Here is an 18180-nt window from a genome sequence, read left to right on the forward strand (position 1 = left end):
TCCCCACCCCGCTGGTCGACAGCCGCTGCACCCACGGCGAAGGCGCCCTGTGGTCGCCCCGTCGCCAATGCCTGTTCTGGGTGGACATCAGCGAACGACGCCTGTGGCAGTACCACCCGGCTACCGACGCCCGTCGCCAGTGGGCGCTGCCGGACCGTCCCGGCTGCCTGGCCGAGGGCGCGGATGGCCAGTTGCTGCTCGCTCTGGCCGGGTCCCTGCAGCGGATGGACCTGGACACCGCCAATGGCGAGCCCACCCTGCACTGGCTGGCCGATGTGCAGCCCGAGGTGGCCAGCACCCGCAGCAATGATGGCCGCACCGACCGCGCCGGCAACCTGGTGTTCGGCACCATGAACGAAGATCCGGCGCAAGCGCCGCTGGGTCGCTTCTACCAGTACAGCGCGCGCCACGGCCTGCGCGATCTCGGCCTGCCCGGCGTCGTGATTCCCAACGCGATCTGCTTCAGCGCCGACGGCGGCACCCTGTACTACTGCGATTCGGTGCGGCCGGAGCTGTGGTGCTGCGACTACGACGCCGACAGCGCCCGCTGTCGCCATCCGCGCCGCTTCGCATCGCTGGAATCGCCGCACTGGGAACCCGATGGCGCCATCATCGACGCGGAGGGCGGGCTCTGGAACGCGCAGTGGCGCGCCTCGCGGGTGGTGCGCTATGGCGCCGATGGCCGCATCGACCGGATCCTGCCGATGCCGGTGAAGAACCCGACCTGCGTGGCATTCGGCGGGCCCGACCTGACCCGCCTGATGGTCACCAGCTCACGCCTGGACTACGGCCCCGACGAACTCGCCGCCGCCCCGCACGCCGGCAGCGTGTTCGCCGTGGACACCGGCATCGCCGGCCTCCCCGACACCCCGTTCCGCTGGTGAGCGGCGCCGCGTGCGCGGGCGGTTGCACGCCCAAGTGAGATCGAATCCCGCGCCAGCGGCCAACCTGTTCTAGAATTGTCCGGCTCACTGTCGGATTCAGATCCAGCCATGCCTTTTGTCGTCACCGAAAACTGCATCAAGTGCAAACACACCGATTGCGTGGAAGTGTGCCCCGTGGATTGCTTCCATGAGGGTCCCAACTTCCTGGTGATCGACCCGGACGAGTGCATCGACTGCACCCTCTGCGAGCCGGAATGCCCGGTCAACGCCATTTTCCCCGAAGACGACGTGCCCGCCGGGCAGGAAGTGTTCGTGGAGCTCAATGCAGAGCTGGCCAAGGCCTGGCCGGTGCTGACCGTGCGCAAGGACCCACCCGCCGATGCCGGCGAGTGGGACGGCAAGCCGGACAAGCTCAAGTTGCTGGAGCGGTAACGAAAAAAGGCGCCCACGGCGCCTTTTTTGTTTTCGACCACCGCCGGGTGCAGCCGGGCAGCGCCCGGCCTCACCGGCCGGCACCTTACGGTGCCAGCTTGGCCTTCAGCTCACCCAGCAGCTTGACCGGGGCAGCGCCGGTAGCCGGCAGGCCCCGCGGGTCAACGGCCGAGATGTACGCGCCGGCATCCACGGCCACCACGCGCACCAGGAAGTCGCTGCCTTCGTAGGCCACGTCATAGGAGCCCAGCAGCTGGGCCTTGCTGGCGATCTTCACGCCGTCAACCGACTCCAGGGCGGTGCCGAGCCTGGCGAACACGTCTTCCTTGCTGCCAGCCACGGTGAAGCCGGCATTGTTGGCCGGCGCCTGCGCGGACGCCGCCGGGGCCGGCTTGACCGCCTGCGAGGCCAATGCCGGCACCTGCGCGCCGCCGGTGGTGCTGGGCACGGTCAGATCCGGCGGGATTTCCAGCGGACGCACTTCGGGCGCCAGCGCGTAGTCGCCCTTCGCGCCGCGCTTGAAGCAGCCGGTGGTGCCCACGAGGGTAGCGGTGGCCAGAATCGCGAAGGACAGCACGCGAATGGCGGAAACGGATTGACGCATATGAATCTCCTGGGTCAGGCCACTGTCGATCAGTGGCTGGATAGTGCTTCGAGCGCGCCGATGTCGCTGGCCAGATGTCCGGCGGCGGCATGGTGGGCTTCGGACAAGGGCAGCAGGGGCAGACGCAGTCCGTCGCCGATGCCGATCCGGCGCAGCAGGTCCTTCACCGGGATCGGATTGGATTCCACACCGCAGAATTCATGGAACGGCTCCAGTCGTGCATCCCACGACTCGGTCGCCTCGCGCTCGCCGGCGGCGGCAAGGTCGCACATGCGGCGGTATGCACCGGGCAGGACGTTGGAACCCACCGAAATCAGGCCATCGACGCCGGACAGGATCGAACGCGCGGCAGTACCGTCATCGCCACTGAGAATGGCGAAGTCGGGCGAACGCAGCGCCAGCAGCGCGTTGACGCGGCCGGTGTCGCCCACCGCTTCCTTGATGCCGACGATGTTCGGATGCCGGGCAAGTTCGGCCACGGTCTCCGGCAACATGTCGCAACCGGTCCGCCCCGGCACGTTGTAGAGCACCACCGGCAGGCCGCCCTGGTCGGCGACCGCACGGTAATGCGCGATCAGGCCGGCCTGGGTCGGGCGCACGTACGGCGGCGTCACCACCAGCGCATGGGTGGCGCCGTTGGCGGCTGCACGGCGGGTCTGCTCGATGGTTTTGGCGGTTCCCGACAACCCGGTCCCGGCCAGCACCGGGATGCGGCCGCCCACGGCCTTGACCGCGCTGCGCAGCAGCAGGTCGTATTCGTCGTCGGACAGGGTGGCCGCTTCGCCGGTCGAGCCGGCCACGACCACACCGCGGACACCACCCTCCAGTTGCAGGTGCAGCAGGCGCTGCCAACCGTCGGGATCCAATGCGCCGTCAGCCTGGAAAGGCGTCGCCAGCGCGGTGATGAGACCGGAAAGGGACAAGGAAACGATGCTCTGAAGAGAGGGGGAGGCGGACCGGGCTAAACGCCGGCCGGATGTACTTTGCATGTTACTTGCGGGTCGAAAGCGCGGGCAAGTATGCTGGACCCAGGTGAACGGGCCGTCGCCGGTGCCGTTCAGACTCACCCTGCATTACCGGAACCACCTTGACCGACACCACGCCGCGGCCTGCGCCGACCGAAAACCATCTCCTGATCAACGCCTATACGACGCATCCGGAGTCCCCCCTGCTGCCCGTGACCCGGCGGATCTCCGATAGTGGCTGCAACCTGGTCGACGCGCGCCTGGCCACCGTGGGCCGTGATGTCTCGGTCACCGCCCTGGCCACCGGCTCGTGGGACTCGGTCGCCAAGCTCGAAGCGATGCTCACCCGCCTGGAGCGCGAGGAAGGCCTGAAGCTGGTCTGGTACCGCACCGGTGCCAAGCAGGCGCAGTCCAACCTGCTGCCCTACATCGTGGAAGTGATTGCCGCCGACAAGCCTGGCATCCTGTTCCAGCTGGCCGATTTCTTCGACCGCCAGGGCATCACCATCGAGAACCTGCAGAGCACGCGTTACCGCGCCATGCAGACCGGTGCGGAAATGTTCTCCGCACAGGTCACCATCGGCGTGCCCGCCAACATGCACATCGCCGCACTGCGCGACGATTTCCTCGAGTTCTGCGACCACCTCAACCTGGACGCGATCATGGACCCGATGAAGTTCTGACGGCTTCGCGCGTTCGTCACGAGCGCGCGGTGTTTCATGCAGTTGTAGTAGACGCACCCCAGGATCCGGAAAGGACCTCATGAACGACGGCGACACCCTGGACAGCACCACCCTCGCGCTTCCGCTGGCCCTGTCCGGCGGCGAACACACCACCCTCGCCGCACTCGCCGGCCAGTGGCTGGTGTTGTACTTCTACCCCAAGGACAGCACGCCGGGCTGCACCACCGAGGGCATCGATTTCAATGCCCTGCTGCCGGACTTCACGCGCCTGGATGCGCGCGTGTTCGGCGTCTCCCGCGACTCGGTCAAATCCCACGACAACTTCTGCGCCAAGCAGGGATTCGCGTTTCCGCTGATCAGCGATGCCGACGAAGCGCTGTGCACCGCATTCGACGTGATCCGGCTGAAGAACATGTACGGCAAGCAGGTGCGTGGCATCGAACGCAGCACCTTCCTCATCTCACCCGACAGTCGTATCGTGCAGTCGTGGCGCAAGGTGAAAGTCGCCGGCCACGCCGCATCCGTCCTTGAAGCCCTGAAGGCCGCGAAAACCCAGTGACCAACCCGGCACCCCCCAATGGCCATCACCCTGCCCCGCAGGCCGTGATGGCTTGTCCCTGTTCTGCCACCAGGAAATGACGATGACCCGAGGCAAGCGCATCTACGTACTGGATACCAACGTGCTGATGCACGATCCAACCGCGCTGTTCAAGTTCGAGGAGCATGATGTCTACCTGCCGATGCAGGTGATCGAAGAGCTGGACAACGGCAAGAAGGGCACCACCGAGGCGAGCCGCAATGCGCGCCAGGTGAGCCGCTTCCTCAATGAGCTGGTGCAGGCGTCGGGCCTGGACAATCTCGCCGACGGCATCCCGCTGCAGCGCCCGAACGGCCTGCAGCTGCGCGGCAAGCAGAGCGTGGGCCTGCTGCGCTTCCAGACCAGCCATTTCGAGGCGGGCAAGAGCTTCGGCGCGGTGATCCCGGACAACGCCATCCTCGGTGCGATTCTGGCCCTGAAGGAGCAGATCCCGGAGATCCCGGTGGTGTTCGTGTCCAAGGACATCAACCTGCGGATCAAGGCGGCCATCGCCGGCATCGTGTCGGAAGACTACGAGAACGACCGTGCGCTGGACGACTTCAGCCTGCTCTACACCGGCGCCACCGAGCTGCCGGAGGATTTCTGGAAGAAGCACACCGACAACCTCCGCAGCTGGAGCGACAAGGGCCGCACCAGTTACGAAATCCTCGCCAGTGACGATGAGAGCTGGCATCCCAACCAGTACGCCTACCTGCCCGGCGACGACGAGGTTGAGCTGCGCGTGGCCAAGGTCGATGGCGACAAGGTCACCCTGTCGCTGGTCAATGATTTCCGCCACGGCAGCCATGCGGTCTGGGGCATCAGCGCGCGCAACCGCGAACAGAACTTCGCGCTCAACGCGTTGATGGATCCGGAGATCGATTTTGTCACCCTGCTGGGCACCGCCGGCACCGGCAAGACCCTGCTCGCGCTCGCCGCCGGCCTGGCACAGACGATGGACCAGCAGCGTTACCGCGAGATCATCATGACCCGCGCCACGGTCAGCGTCGGCGAAGACATCGGCTTCCTGCCCGGTACCGAGGAGGAAAAGATGACGCCGTGGATGGGCGCGCTGACCGACAACCTGGAGGTGCTCACCCACACCCAGGAAGGCGGCGCCTGGGGGCGTGCGGCGACCAACGACCTGATCGCCAGCCGGATCAAGATCCGCTCGCTGAACTTCATGCGCGGACGCACCTTCCTGTCGCGCTACCTGATCCTGGATGAGGCGCAGAACCTCACCCCCAAGCAGATGAAGACGCTGATCACCCGTGCCGGCCCCGGCACCAAGATCGTCTGTCTGGGCAACGTCGAACAGATCGACACCCCGTACTTGACCGAAACCACCTCGGGCCTGACCTACGCGGTGGACCGTTTCAAGAACTGGCCGCACAGCGCCCATGTCACGCTGCGCCGTGGCGAGCGTTCGCGCCTGGCCGACTACGCCTCGGAGGTGTTGTGAACCCTTTCCTGTCCCGTGCCGCCCTGCCGCTGGCGCTTGCTGCGCTGGCGGCAGCCTGCACGCCGTCCAACACGCGCCCCGGCAGCACCATCCCGACCGCAGTCAAGGCCGGCCAGTCCTGGGTGGTCACCCGCCCGGTGATCGCCGCCCAGGTGCTGGATACCTGCTCGCGCACCAGCCCCGGCCGCGAGCCGGGGCGGGTCACCGGCTACTGGGCGCCCAGCCGGCAGCAGGTCGAGCAGCTTGAAGCCGCCTTGCCTTCGCTGGAGGCGCAGGTGCCCAGGGCCGGCGATTTCGATCGCCAGTACGTCGGCATCGAACGCGATGGGCGCCAGCTGATCTACCTCAACGCTTTCCACCTGCCCGACGGCAGCGACATCGATCCGGCGCGCGAGGCGATCCGCGTCTGCGATGGCGGTGCGCAGTTCTGGGGCGCGGTGTTCGATCCGGCCAGCGGCCAGTTCTCCGATGTGCAGTTCAACGGCCCCCCTGCGGGCCGCTGAGCATCCCGTGATCAACGCCGTCCACGGCCGATGAGCATCCGGCTGCCCACGTGGGTATGGGTCGGCGCGATCGCGCTGTCCTGTGTGGCCGGCATGGTCAACGTGGTCGGCTTCCTCGGGTTCGAGCACCAGGCGGTCAGCCACATGACCGGCACCACCAGCCAGCTCGGCATGGCCCTGGCACAGGGCGACTGGCGCGTGGTCGGGCACCTGTGGGGCCTGCTCATTGCGTTCTGCCTGGGGGCCATGCTCAGCGGCATGATCGTGCAGGACAGCGCCCTGCAGCTCGGCCGCCGCTACGGCGTGGTGCTGACGCTGGAATCGCTGCTGCTGCTGATCGCCATTCCGCTGTTCAAGCAGCAGCAGATCTGGGGTGCGCTCGCCGCCGCGATGGCCTGTGGCCTGCAGAACGCGATGGCCACGACCTTCAGCGGCGCCGTGGTGCGCACCACCCATCTCAGCGGCATGTTCACCGACCTCGGGATCGGGCTGGGACATCTGCTGCGCGGCCTGCCACTGCCGATCCGTCGCCTGACCCTCAGCGGACTGATCGTCAGCGGTTTCCTCGCCGGCGGCATCCTCGGCGCCTGGCTGTTCCTGCGGGTTGGTTACGACGCCCTGCTCGCCCCGGCACTGCTGACCGGCGGCACCGGCCTGGGTTACGTGCTGCACGCACAATGGCGACGCCTGCAACGGCCCTGAGCGCGCGCCAGCACCGCTGCCGCAAACACTGCACAATCAGCGCATGAGCCCATCCACTCCCGTTTCCGCCCTGACCATCGCCGGTTCCGATTCCGGGGGCGGCGCAGGCATCCAGGCCGACCTGAAGGCCTTTGCCGCCCATCGCGTGCACGGCCTGTCGGTGATCGCCGCGCTGACCGCGCAGAACACCCGCGGCGTCACTGCCGTCCATGTGCCCCCGCTGGAGTTCCTGCAGGCGCAGATCGATGCCTGCTTCGCCGATTTCGAAATCCACGCGGTGAAGCTGGGCATGCTGGCCAACGCCGAGGTGATCGGGCGGGTTGCCGACGCACTGGAAACACACCGCCCGCCGCACGTGGTGCTCGACCCGGTGATGGTGGCCACCAGCGGCGCCAGGCTGCTGGAGGAGAGCGCGCTGCACGCCATGCGCACCCGCCTGATCCCATTGGCCACGCTGCTGACGCCCAACATCCCGGAGGCCGAACTGCTGCTCGGGCGTCGCATTGTCACCGCCGACGATGCCGAAGATGCCGCCGGTGCGCTGCTGGCGCTCGGCGCGGGCGCCGTTCTGCTCAAGGGCGGTCATCTGGACGAGGGCGCACGGGTGATCGACCGCTACTTCGATGGCGTCACCCGCGATGACTTCATCCACGCGCGCCTGCCGGTCGATGCCCACGGCACCGGCTGCACGCTGGCGTCGGCGATCGCCGCGCAGTTGTGCCAGGGGCTGTCAGTGCCGAACGCCTGCGAGGCCGCCATCGACTACGTGGCCCGCGGCCTGCAGAGCGGGTACTACCCCGGCCGCAGCGAGGTGCTGGTGATCGATCACTTCGGCGCGGCGCGTCCTGCATGATCGATGCGCTGACCCTGCCCGTGCAGTCCGACGATGGCCATCGTACCGACCTGCTGGTGCGCCGCCCGGCCACGCCGCAGGCGCGCCTGCTGTGGCTGCCGGCACTGGGCGTGGCCGCACGCCACTACCTGCCGCTGGCCGAGGCGCTCGCCGCGCGCGGCCTTGCCGTGCACCTGCATGAGTGGCGCGGCAACGGCAGCAGCAGCCTGCGTCCATCGCGCACGCAGGACTGGGGCTACCGCGAGATCCTCCAGCGCGACCTGCCGGCCAGCCTGGCGCAGGTGCAGGCCCAGGGCAGCGCACCGTTGATCATTGGCGGCCACAGCCTCGGCGGCCAGCTTGCCTGCGCGTTCGCCGGACTCAACCCGGACGTCGTCGCCCGGTTCTGGCTGGTCGCCAGCGGCACGCCATACTGGCGCACCTTCCCCGCGCCGCGCGGCTGGACCTTGCCACTGATCTACCGCTTCCTGCCGTGGCTGGCCCAGCGCCAGGGCGTGCTGCACGGACGCCGCGTGGGATTTGGCGGCACCGAAGCGCGCGGCCTGATCCGCGACTGGGCACGCGTGGGCCTGAGCAACCACTACTGCGGCGAGGGCATCGCGCAGGACCTCGACCTCGCCATGCGCGCGGTCCGCGGCCAGGCGACGGCGGTGATCATGGCCGACGACTGGCTGGCACCGGCAACGTCGATGCAGGGCCTGCTGGCCAAGCTGCCGCAGGTACGATCGACGCTGACCGTTCTGTCCGCCGCCACGCTGGGCGCACGCGCCGACCACTTCGCCTGGATGAAGGCGCCGGAGGCCGTTGCCGACACACTTTTTCATTCATTTGAATGAAGACCTTCACAAAAGCGTTGACGAATGCGACGTCGATCCGCATAATTCCGCTCCTGTTGACGCGCCCGTAGCTCAGTTGGATAGAGTACCTGGCTACGAACCAGGCGGTCGGGAGTTCGAATCTCTCCGGGCGCACCATCAACAGGCTGACAACGCCGCCGTTGGCAGCAGCAGTACAAAACGCGATGCACATGCGCCCGTAGCTCAGTTGGATAGAGTACCTGGCTACGAACCAGGCGGTCGGGAGTTCGAATCTCTCCGGGCGCACCACTGCATCGCGTGCAGCACTACAATCAGACAATGCAAATGCGCCCGTAGCTCAGTTGGATAGAGTACCTGGCTACGAACCAGGCGGTCGGGAGTTCGAATCTCTCCGGGCGCACCATTGCATCGACAAGAACGGCAGCCCTCGGCTGCTGTTTTTTTTGGCCGTCTCCCCGCAACCCGGCGCGCGACGCTCATCCGCGCGACATCGCCTGCACCCGCACCGCCTGCATCACCAGGCGATCCGCCGCGCCCGGCAGTGCGGGCGCCGGGCACGCACCGCCGGCGGGGTCGTCGTGCGCCAGCCAGTCGTCCACCACACCGCCCAGCAGATCCACGCGCAGCGGCAGCGTGATGTGGTCCTCGCCGCGCATCTCGATGTAGTGCGCGCGCGGACTGGATGATGCCAGCCGACGCCCCTGCTCCACCCGGACATGCTGGTCATCCTGGCCATGCAGCAGCAGGACGCAGGCCTGCGTGCCGGACAGTGCGCGGGCCACATCGACGCGGTCCAGGTCCAGGTCCAGCCGCTGGCTGGCGGCGGCGATCACCTGGTCGATGTCCTGCCCCCCGTAGCGCCAGCGCCCGTACGCGGCCACCGCCTGCGCCTTCCAGCCACTCGGCTGCAGCGACATCAGGTGCGGAATCATGCTGCGGATCGCGTCGCCGGCATTGGCAAAGGACTCCATCGCCACCACGCCGGTGACCTGGTCGCCCAGCTTGTCGGCAGTGAACAACGCCGTGGCCGCCCCGTAAGAGACGCCGAACAGGTACAGCGGACCCGCGACTTCGCCGCGCTGGCGCAGCGTGCCGATCACATCGACCACATCGTCCGATTCGAACGTGCCATAGCCGGCCGGACCGGCGCCGGACTGACCGTGGTTGCGCAGGTCGATGGTGACCACGCGGTAGCCGGCCTGCGCCAGCTGCAGCGACCACGGCAGCATCGCATCGCCGTTCATCATCCACCCATGAAGGAGCACGACGGTGCCGCGCGGCGCCTGCGGCCGGAACGGATGCGGCACCGCCAGCTGCAGGCCGGTCTGCAGCGGCAGGCCGTTGTCGTGCTGTTGGGCCAGGTAGTGGTAGCGCGCGCCGTACTGGCCAGGATCGAACGCCCGCCAGAAGATCGGCACGCCCGCGCGGCCGGTGACGAAACCGTGTCGGTTCGGCACCGACGCCACCGCGTCGGCGATGCGCGCGGTATCCAGCAGCGTGGACACGCCGCCGGGGGCGACCAGACGATCGCTCAGCGACGTGGACGCGGACGAGGTCAGCGAGGAGCAGGCAGCCAGCCACAGGCCGGCCCCGGCCAGCAGCAACAGCAGCAGGCGTTTCATGGGCGTGGACGGACATCAACGGGCCGGGCAGCGTACTGGCTGCGCCGCAGGCGCTCTATCGCACCGGGATGACGGTGGCATGACAGCGCACCATCGGTTCAGCTTGGCCGGCGGCTCAGGCGCCGTGCCCGAGCCACGTCGCCATCGTCGGCCACCAGCCCTCGATCACCTGGGGCCGCTGCATGCGCTCGCGCCACCAGCGCAGCCCCGCGCCCTCCTCGCCGGTCCGCCAGGCCAGCCAGAAGGTTTCATCCGGCTTGGGCTCGTCCACCTGCCGGATCACCAGCCGCCCCTCGCGCACCGCCTGACGCACGTACGGCTCGGGCAGGAAGCCAAAGCCAAGACCGGCGCACTGGAGGCGGAACTTGCTGGCCGTATCGGGCACGGTCACTGTGTCCTGGCCCATCAGCAGGCCGACCGTGCGCGGCAGCAGCCGGCGCGCCGAGTCCGCCACCGCGATCGCGCAATGCGCCGCCAGCACCTCCCGTCCGAGCGGCTCAGGCGCTGTCGCCAACGGGTGCGAGGGCGCCACGGCAAAGACGAAGCGCACCACGCCCATCGGCTCGACCACGTATCCGCCCCCGCTCGGCCCCTCGCCCGCCGCGCCGACCAGCAGGTCGGCCCGGCGGTCCAGCAGGGCCTCCCAGGTGCCGGACAACGCCTCACTGACCAGCCGCACCCGGGTCTGTTCGGCCACCGCCGTGAACGCCCGCACGTCCTCGGCCAGCAGCGCCGGGGGGAACATCGCATCCACCGCCACGGTCAGTTCGGCCTCCCAGCCGGACGCTACCCGGCGCACCCGCATTTCCAGCTCGCGCGCGGCGCGCAGCAGGTGCCGCCCCTCCTCCAGCAGCGCCTCACCGGCCGCGGTCAGGTGCGCGCGCGGGCCGATCCGGTCGAACAGCTGGACGCCCAGGTCCTCCTCCAGCTTGGACACCGTGTAGGAAATCGTCGATGGCACCTTGTGCAGCGCCTTGCCGGCGGCGGCGAACGAGCCGCGGCGGTCGATGGCATCCAGGATCTGCAGGGCATCGAGGCTGAGCTTAAGCATTCGAATTTTTCGATGATGGCTTGCAAAACTATCCGTTTTTCAAGTCCGTGGCGCAAGCGGATACTGGCCGCAACAGGAAAGGGAGCGGCAGCCGCCGCCCCGGACCGCCATCGAAACCATCGAACACCCAGGAGATTCCCATGCTGCAGATCCGCAAGAGCAACACCCGTGGCAAGGCCGACCACGGCTGGCTGAACTCCATGCACACCTTCTCCTTCGCCAACTACTATGACCCGCGCTATGTCAGCTTCGGCCCTCTGCGCGTGATCAACGAAGACCGCGTCCAGGGCGGCCAGGGCTTCGGCACCCACAGCCACAGCAACATGGAGATCATCTCCTACGTGCTTGGCGGCGCGCTGGAGCACAAGGACTCGATGGGCACCGGCTCGGTGCTGCGCTATGGCGACGTGCAGCGGATGAGTGCGGGCAGCGGCGTCAGCCACAGCGAGTTCAACCACTCGGCCGACGAGGCGGTGCACTTCCTGCAGATCTGGCTGTTCCCCGACCAGGAGAACATCGCCCCGAGCTACCAGGAAACCCACTTCGCGCCGGACACCAAGCGCGGCCAGCTCCGCCTGATCGCCTCGCGCGATGGCCGCGACGGTTCGCTGCTGATCCACCAGGATGCCAACATCTACGCGACCATCCTGGATGGCGATGACCGCGTGCACCTGCCGCTGGCCCCGCGTCGCGGCGCCTATGTGCAGGTCGCCCGTGGCCAGCTCCAGGTCAACGGCATCACCCTGGAAGCCGGTGATGCGCTGCAGATCAGCGACGAGGCGCAGGTCACGCTGGAGAATGGCAACGATGCCGAAGTGATCGTCTTTGAGCTGCCGCTGTAATCCCCCCCACTGAAACGCCGACACCCCGGTTGCCCGGGGTGTCGTGCGTTGCGCGGATCAGAACCTGTAGTTGAGCGTCAGGCGCACGTTGCGCGGCTCGCCCCAGGTGTAGGTGCTGTACCAGCTGAAGATCGTGTAATAACGCTTGTCGAGCAGGTTGTTGACGTTGACCGTCGCCGACAGCTGGTCGTTGAACTGGTAGCGCGCCATCGCATCCAGCAGCCAGTACGGCTCAGTGCGATGGACCTGGCTTCCGCCGGTGGCCGGGGGGGTGATGGTGCCGAACGTACTGCCCTGCCAGCGCGCACCACCGCCAACGCTCCAGCCCTGCCCCGCACCGGTGAGGCGGTAGGTGCTGTGCACGCTGAACTGGTCTTCCGGTTCCAGCGTGGAGACCTTGGTGGACTGCTGCCGCGCGATCTTGTGCGCGTAGCCGCCCTGGACCTGCCAGCCCGGCGCGAGCTGACCGGAGATCTCCAGCTCATAGCCCCTGGTCCGCACGCCCATCAGCCCTTCATAGGCGATGCCACCGCTCGGTGTCCTGCCGCCGGTGGGCTGCGCGTAGTTGTCCTGCTCCAGCTGGAACACCGCCGCGCTCGCGTTGAGACGCCCCTCGTAGAACTCCGCCTTCAGGCCGGCCTCGTAGCTGCGCCCTTCCAACGGGTCCAGCACCCGACCCTGTTCGTCCTGGTTGCCCTGCGGCTTGAAAATGGTGCTGTAGCTGGCAAACACCGAGACGGTGCGGCTGAGGTCGTACACCACGCCGGCGTACGGCACGACCACGCCGCTCTCGTCGGTATCCGGGGATGTGTAGTTGGCGATGCGGCTGCCGAGGATCAGCTTCAGCGGGTCGGCCAGGTCGAAGCGGCCCACCACATAGGCACCGCTCTCCCGGGTAACCTGGTTGTCCCCGTAGCTCCACTGCCAGTCCGGCTCGGGCACATCGCCGGTCCAGGCGTAATAGTCGGCAACGTCGCTCACGTAACCCGGCTGGGGCGAATACCCGTTGTTGACCCAGCGCTTGCGCGACACACTCCCGCCCACCACCAGTTCGTGCTGGCGACCGAACCATTCGAACCGGCCGCTCACGTACAGATCGGCGGCATTGCTGGTGGTCTTGCCGATGTACTGGCCCAGCCACATGCTCACGCCCTCGCCGGTGACGGGATCGGGATTGCCGCCGGCCGCCGCTCCCAGCGAGGCGTCGTAACCGTTGACCTGGTGGTTGAGCTGCAGCTTGGCGACCCAGTCGTTGCCGAAGGTGTGCTCCAGCGTGGCAAAGCCGGTGCGGGCGTACTGGCCCCAGCGGCTCCAGCGTGCGCCATTGTTGAATGAGCGCGGCATGCGGTTGAACTTGCCCGCGCTGTCCAGCAGTGGAATGCCGCCCCAGCTTGAGCCCTTGGGATCGCTGTCCTGGTAGTCGGCCCCGACCGTCAGCAGCGTGCTGTCGCCGATGTCGGCTTCCAGAATGCCGTAGAAGACCTCGTTGCTGCGCTGGTAATGGTCGACGTTGGACTGCTTGTCCTGGTACGCCGCCACCGCGCGTCCGCGCACGCGGCCGCTCCCGGTCAAGGGACCACCGACATCCACGTCGGCCCGGTAGCTGTCCCACGAACCGGCCCCCAGCGTGACACTGCCGGCCGGCGCGCGGGTCGGCTTCTTGCGCACCAGGTTGATCGTCGCGCCGGGGTCCCCCATGCCGGTCAGCAGGCCGGTCGCGCCCTTGAGCACCTCGATGCGGTCGTAGATGGCGGTATCACTGAGCGTGTTGCCCGCCGAGTACGCCGAATCGCGCGCCATCGGGATGCCGTCGTACTGGAAGTTCTGCACCGCGAAGCCGCGTGCGTAGTACTCGGTGCGCTCGCTGTCGTAGGTGACGATGCTGATGCCCGGGGTGACCTTCATGACGTCGTCGATGCCATTGAGCCCGAAGTCGTTCATTTCCTGACGGGTGATCACGCTGATCGACTGCGGCGTCTGGCGCGGGCTGAGCACCAGACGCGTGGCGGTGGCGATCGTGCCCGGCGTGTAGGAGCCACTGCCTTCGGTCACTGTGCCCAATTGATTGGCGGTGACCTGCACCGTCGGCAGGGTCTGGGCAGCAGCATCCTCCGGCGGCGCCTCCTCCGCCTGCACGGCGGGGGCAAACAGACCCAGCCCGAGCACGCCACTCAGGGCCACGGTGAGCAGGGACAGGGAGGGTGCCGACGGACGTTCGGCAGGAATACGGCCCGAACGGGCCTGGGCAGTACGGGACACGACAACGGACACGGCAACGCCTCCAGTGAGGAACGACATCCTCTGGCGGCGGCTGGAGGTAGATGGGGGGAGGAAGGCGCTACGGCGCTTCCGCGGCAGCCACATGTTACAGCCTGCGGACATGCGATGCTTGGCGCCGCTGGATGCCCTGACTGGAGAAACACGGATGTACATCGCGCTTGCGACATCGCTGCTGCTGGCCCTCGCCGTCGCGGCCGCCCCACCGCAACTGGAGGACTACCCGGTCGAACTGACCCGGATCGACCATTTCGCACCAACCCGGCCTCCGCACGACGGGGTGACCTGGAAAATGGACATGTACCTGCGCGGCGACGGCCAGGACGGCGACCTCGACTTCGCGGACCGCTTCACCGTCTACCTGGCCGGCTGCGGCAGCGGCTGCATCGAATACGTATTGATCGACCGCGTCAGTGGCGAGGTCCACCCGGGCCAGACCCTCAACAACGGGCGCTTGGCTCACCGGCGCGACAGTCGCCTGTTGATCGTCACGCAGAACGACGGCTACGGGCATCCCGACCGGATCGAGTATCTGCTGTGGACGGGTGAACGGCTGGAGCGCATCGCGTACGAAGAGCGCGCCTTCGTCCCCGACTGAGACCTGCCGGGTGATGCAGCGGCCGCCCAAACAGAAAGGCCTTCGTACTTGCGTACGAAGGCCTTCTGCATAACTGGCGGAGCGGGAGGGATTCGAACCCTCGATAGAGCTTTTGACCCTATACTCCCTTAGCAGGGGAGCCCCTTCAGCCACTCGGGCACCGCTCCAGTGTTCTTGTTCCGCCGCTGTGATGTTTCATCTCAGCGGGGGCGCGAATAATAACGTTTTCCGCGCCCTCAGGTAAAGCCTTAATCGGAAGAATTTTCACTTCCAGCGGCATTCGGCTCGTCGCCGCGCTGGATGCGCTGGTAAATCTCTTCGCGGTGCACGGCAACGTCCTTCGGAGCGGTGATACCGATACGGACCTGGTTGCCCTTGACGCCGAGCACGGTCACGCTGACCGAGTCACCGATCATCAGGGTTTCGCCTACGCGGCGAGTCAGGATCAACATTTTTGCAAGTCTCCATGGAACCGGTGGTACTTCCCCACCGGCTTGGCGCCCAGCCAAGGAACGCCCCACGACAAAGGGAAAGGATTCGCCATAGTACCGTCAGCCGTCCCACGCCATCAAGGAGCAGGACAGTCGAGGCTTACGGCGTTCAGATACGCGGGGTGACCCAATCCACTACGGCGGCGAGCGCCGAGGCAAGGGCGGGCCCGTCCTCACCACCACCCTGGGCGAGATCCGGGCGACCGCCGCCCTTGCCCCCGATCTGACTTGCGATGTGCGACAACAGTTCCCCGGCCTTGACCTTGCCCGTTGCACTGCCGTTCACACCTGCCACCAGCGCGGCTTTGCCGTCCTGCACGCCGGCCAGCACGATGACGGTATCGCCCAGCTGCTGCTTGAGGCGATCCACGGCATCACGCAGCGACCTGGCATCGAAACCCTCCAGACGCGCGGCCAGCACCTTGACGCCATTGACCTCTACCGCCGATGCGCCGAGGTCGGCGGTGGCGCCAGCGGCCTGCTTGGCCTTCAGGCCCTCCAGTTCGCGTTCAAGCTTTTTCTGCCGCTCGCCGAGCTGGCGGATCTTCTCGACCACATCGCTGGCCGTGCCGCCCAGCAGCGCCGCCGCTTCGGCAAGCTGCGCTTCCTCGTTGGCCACGTAGTCCAGCGCGCCCTGCCCGGTCACCGCCTCGATGCGGCGCACGCCCGAGGACACACCGCCTTCAGCGGTGATCTTGAACAGGCCGATGTCGCCGGTGCGCCCCACGTGCGTGCCACCGCACAGTTCGGTCGAGTAGTCGCCCATCTTCAGCACGCGCACGTGTTCGCCATATTTCTCGCCGAACAACGCCATCGCGCCAAAATCGAGAGCTTCCTGCATGCCCATGTTGTGCACTTCGGCGGCGTTGTTGGCACGCACCTGTTCGTTGACCTTGCGCTCGATCACCGCGAGCTCCTCGGCGCTGATCGGCTGGAAGTGCGAGAAGTCGAACCGCAGGCGGTCCGGCGCAACCAGCGAGCCCTTCTGCTGCACGTGGGTACCCAGCACCTCGCGCAGGGCGGCGTGCAACAGGTGGGTCGCCGAGTGGTTGAGGATGGTGGCGCCACGGCGCTGGCCATCGACCTCGCCGCTGAGCACATCACCCACCTTCAGGCTGCCGCTCGTCACCCGGGTCACGTGGCCGTGGTACTGGCCCGCGAACTTCTGGGTGTCGCCAACCTGCAACTGCACGCCCGGGCCCGACAGCGTGCCGGTGTCGCCGACCTGGCCGCCGGATTCGGCGTAGAACGGGGTCTGGTCGGTCAGCACGATGACGTCATCACCGGCCTGCACCGCGTCCACCGGGCGGCCGTCCTTGAGCAGGGCCACCACGGTCAGGCCGTCGGCCTGCAGGCGGTCATAGCCCAGAAACACAGTGGGTTTGAGAGTGGCGACCAGCTCGGCGGACAGGACCACGCCTGCGCCACCCTTGCCTGCCTTGCGGCCGTCGTCGCGCTGCTTTTTCATCGCCGCGTCGAAGCCGTCGATGTCCACGGTCAGATCACGCTCACGCGCGATGTCCTGGGTCAGATCCAGGGGGAAGCCATAGGTGTCATAGAGGCGGAACGCGTCGGTGCCGGGGATCACGCCATCGGTCACCTGGGCGGCGACGTCGTCGAAGATCTTCATGCCCGAATCAAGCGTCTGGGCAAACCGCTCCTCTTCGGCCTGCAGCGCGCGCACGACGGTGTCGGCCTGTGCCGGCAGGTCCGGGTAGGCTTCGCCCATCTGCTCGACCAGGGTCGGCACCAGCTTACTGAAGAACGGCTGGCGCACGCCCAGCATCCAGCCGTGGCGCAGCGCGCGGCGGATGATCCGGCGCAGCACGTAGCCGCGGCCCTCATTGGACGGCAGCACGCCATCGACAATCAGGAACGAACAGGCGCGGATGTGATCGGCGATCACGCGCAACGACTTGTTTTCCAGATCGGCCATGCCGGTCAGTTCGCTGGCCTTGCGGATCAGCGCCTGGAACAGGTCGATCTCATAGTTGGTGTGAACGTGCTGAAGGATCGCGGCCAGGCGTTCCAGGCCCATGCCGGTATCCACGCACGGCGCCGGCAGCGGCACGAGGGTGCCGTCGGGCTGGCGGTCGAACTGCATGAACACCAGGTTCCAGATTTCGATGTAGCGGTCACCGTCTTCATCCGGCGAACCCGGGGGGCCACCGGCGATATGGTCGCCGTGGTCGTAGAAGATCTCGGTGCACGGACCGCAGGGGCCGGTGTCGGCCATCTGCCAGAAGTTGTCCGACGCGTACGGGGCGCCCTTGTTGTCGCCGATGCGCACGATGCGCGACTCCGGAATGCCGACCATGTCGCGCCACAGCGCGTAGGCCTCGTCATCGGTCTGGTAGACGGTGACCAGCAGACGCTCGGCCGGCAGCTTCCAGACCTGGGTCAGCAGCTCCCACGCCCAGGCGATGGCGTCCTTCTTGAAGTAGTCGCCGAAGGACCAGTTGCCAAGCATTTCAAAGAAGGTGTGGTGGCGCGCGGTGTAGCCGACCTGGTCCAGGTCGTTGTGCTTGCCGCCGGCACGCAGGCAGCGCTGGACATCGGCAGCGCGCACGTAGCTGCGCTTTTCCGCGCCCAGGAACACGTCCTTGAACTGCACCATGCCGGAGTTGGTGAACAGCAGGGTCGGATCATTGCCCGGCACCAGCGGCGCCGACGGCACGATGGTGTGGCCTTTGCCCTTGAAGAACTCAAGGAAGTCGCTGCGGATCTGGGAGGTAGTGAATTTGACGGATGCGTTCATGGGGGCTGGCTTTGTGCGGGCCGGTCGGTCCCTCGCAGGACCGCCGAAACCACAAAGG

General features: G+C 67.2%; 18 protein-coding genes and 4 tRNA genes. 14 read left to right on the forward strand and 8 right to left on the reverse strand.

Annotated elements, in window-relative coordinates; translation table 11 throughout:
* The first annotated feature begins 11 nt into the window (after positions 1-11).
* Together OC534_RS13110 and fdxA are read left to right on the forward strand one after the other, a co-directional pair.
* Complete coding sequence (locus tag OC534_RS13110; protein WP_262071969.1) at positions 12-884, forward strand: SMP-30/gluconolactonase/LRE family protein; 873 nt, start codon at positions 12-14, stop codon at positions 882-884.
* A 108-nt stretch (positions 885-992) separates the two neighbouring features.
* Entirely contained in the window at positions 993-1316 is a 324-nt protein-coding gene (gene fdxA / locus OC534_RS13115) for a ferredoxin FdxA (RefSeq protein WP_017356700.1), read from the forward strand.
* An 85-nt stretch (positions 1317-1401) separates the two neighbouring features.
* Here fdxA and OC534_RS13120 read toward each other — a convergent pair whose 3' ends face one another.
* Positions 1402-1920 carry a hypothetical protein gene (locus OC534_RS13120; RefSeq protein ID WP_017356701.1) on the reverse strand — a complete coding sequence of 173 codons (519 nt, stop codon included), beginning with the start codon at positions 1918-1920 and terminating at the stop codon, positions 1402-1404.
* A 29-nt stretch (positions 1921-1949) separates the two neighbouring features.
* Positions 1950-2843: a 4-hydroxy-tetrahydrodipicolinate synthase gene (dapA, locus tag OC534_RS13125; RefSeq protein ID WP_017356702.1), complete on the reverse strand. Its 894-nt coding sequence runs from the start codon at positions 2841-2843 to the stop codon at positions 1950-1952.
* Positions 2844-3007: 164 nt separating this feature from the next.
* Here dapA and OC534_RS13130 point away from each other — a divergent pair, with 164 nt between their 5' ends.
* The 10 genes from OC534_RS13130 (at position 3008) to OC534_RS13175 (ending at position 8886) form a co-directional block, all read left to right on the forward strand.
* Complete coding sequence (locus OC534_RS13130) at positions 3008-3568, forward strand: glycine cleavage system protein R (RefSeq protein ID WP_017356703.1); 561 nt, start codon at positions 3008-3010, stop codon at positions 3566-3568.
* Between the two features lie 79 nt (positions 3569-3647).
* Positions 3648-4127, forward strand: a complete 480-nt coding sequence (locus OC534_RS13135; protein ID WP_166472864.1) for a peroxiredoxin — start codon at positions 3648-3650, stop codon at positions 4125-4127.
* Positions 4128-4209: 82 nt separating this feature from the next.
* Positions 4210-5607 (forward strand): PhoH family protein, encoded by a 1398-nt coding sequence (locus OC534_RS13140; RefSeq protein ID WP_153164272.1) that lies wholly within the window; start codon positions 4210-4212, stop codon positions 5605-5607.
* 23 nt (positions 5608-5630) lie between these two features.
* Positions 5631-6110, forward strand: a complete 480-nt coding sequence (locus tag OC534_RS13145; protein ID WP_166473649.1) for a hypothetical protein — start codon at positions 5631-5633, stop codon at positions 6108-6110.
* Positions 6111-6140: 30 nt separating this feature from the next.
* Positions 6141-6812 carry a YoaK family protein gene (locus tag OC534_RS13150; protein WP_017356707.1) on the forward strand — a complete coding sequence of 224 codons (672 nt, stop codon included), beginning with the start codon at positions 6141-6143 and terminating at the stop codon, positions 6810-6812.
* A gap of 43 nt (positions 6813-6855) precedes the next feature.
* A complete protein-coding gene (gene thiD / locus OC534_RS13155) occupies positions 6856-7665 on the forward strand; it encodes a bifunctional hydroxymethylpyrimidine kinase/phosphomethylpyrimidine kinase (RefSeq protein ID WP_017356708.1) in 810 nt (269 codons plus the stop codon).
* Positions 7662-8501, forward strand: coding sequence for an alpha/beta fold hydrolase (locus OC534_RS13160; protein WP_136005834.1), 840 nt, complete (start codon positions 7662-7664; stop codon positions 8499-8501). Before thiD ends, OC534_RS13160 begins: the two co-directional genes overlap by 4 nt.
* A 61-nt stretch (positions 8502-8562) precedes the next feature.
* Positions 8563-8639 (forward strand) — tRNA-Arg (locus OC534_RS13165).
* Between the two features lie 55 nt (positions 8640-8694).
* Positions 8695-8771 (forward strand) — tRNA-Arg (locus OC534_RS13170).
* A gap of 38 nt (positions 8772-8809) precedes the next feature.
* Positions 8810-8886 (forward strand) — tRNA-Arg (locus OC534_RS13175).
* 73 nt (positions 8887-8959) lie between these two features.
* On the opposite strand, the gene OC534_RS13180 is transcribed toward OC534_RS13175, so the two are convergent.
* Both OC534_RS13180 and OC534_RS13185 read right to left on the reverse strand, forming a co-directional pair.
* On the reverse strand, positions 8960-10105 hold the full coding sequence (locus OC534_RS13180; protein ID WP_262071956.1) for an alpha/beta hydrolase: 1146 nt from the start codon (positions 10103-10105) through the stop codon (positions 8960-8962).
* Between the two features lie 115 nt (positions 10106-10220).
* Positions 10221-11156 carry a LysR family transcriptional regulator gene (locus OC534_RS13185; RefSeq protein WP_017357634.1) on the reverse strand — a complete coding sequence of 312 codons (936 nt, stop codon included), beginning with the start codon at positions 11154-11156 and terminating at the stop codon, positions 10221-10223.
* A 140-nt stretch (positions 11157-11296) separates the two neighbouring features.
* Here OC534_RS13185 and OC534_RS13190 point away from each other — a divergent pair, with 140 nt between their 5' ends.
* Positions 11297-11998 (forward strand): pirin family protein, encoded by a 702-nt coding sequence (locus OC534_RS13190; protein ID WP_136006399.1) that lies wholly within the window; start codon positions 11297-11299, stop codon positions 11996-11998.
* A 57-nt stretch (positions 11999-12055) separates the two neighbouring features.
* Here the strand turns inward: OC534_RS13190 and OC534_RS13195 are convergent, their stop codons facing one another.
* Positions 12056-14155, reverse strand: coding sequence for a TonB-dependent siderophore receptor (locus OC534_RS13195; RefSeq protein WP_262071970.1), 2100 nt, complete (start codon positions 14153-14155; stop codon positions 12056-12058).
* A 268-nt stretch (positions 14156-14423) separates the two neighbouring features.
* Here OC534_RS13195 and OC534_RS13200 point away from each other — a divergent pair, with 268 nt between their 5' ends.
* A complete protein-coding gene (locus OC534_RS13200) occupies positions 14424-14873 on the forward strand; it encodes a hypothetical protein (protein WP_017357637.1) in 450 nt (149 codons plus the stop codon).
* A 74-nt stretch (positions 14874-14947) separates the two neighbouring features.
* Here OC534_RS13200 and OC534_RS13205 read toward each other — a convergent pair.
* The 3 genes from OC534_RS13205 to alaS all read right to left on the reverse strand — a co-directional run bounded on the left by OC534_RS13205 (position 14948) and on the right by alaS (position 18122).
* Positions 14948-15040: transfer RNA gene (locus OC534_RS13205), tRNA-Ser, on the reverse strand.
* A gap of 81 nt (positions 15041-15121) precedes the next feature.
* A complete protein-coding gene (csrA, locus tag OC534_RS13210; protein WP_017357638.1) occupies positions 15122-15325 on the reverse strand; it encodes a carbon storage regulator CsrA in 204 nt (67 codons plus the stop codon).
* 148 nt (positions 15326-15473) lie between these two features.
* Entirely contained in the window at positions 15474-18122 is a 2649-nt protein-coding gene (gene alaS / locus OC534_RS13215) for an alanine--tRNA ligase (RefSeq protein WP_017357639.1), read from the reverse strand.
* Positions 18123-18180: the final 58 nt, after the last annotated feature.

Origin of the sequence: Stenotrophomonas sp. Marseille-Q5258 (assembly GCF_946900935.1) — a bacterium.
Lineage (GTDB): Bacteria > Pseudomonadota > Gammaproteobacteria > Xanthomonadales > Xanthomonadaceae > Stenotrophomonas > Stenotrophomonas nematodicola.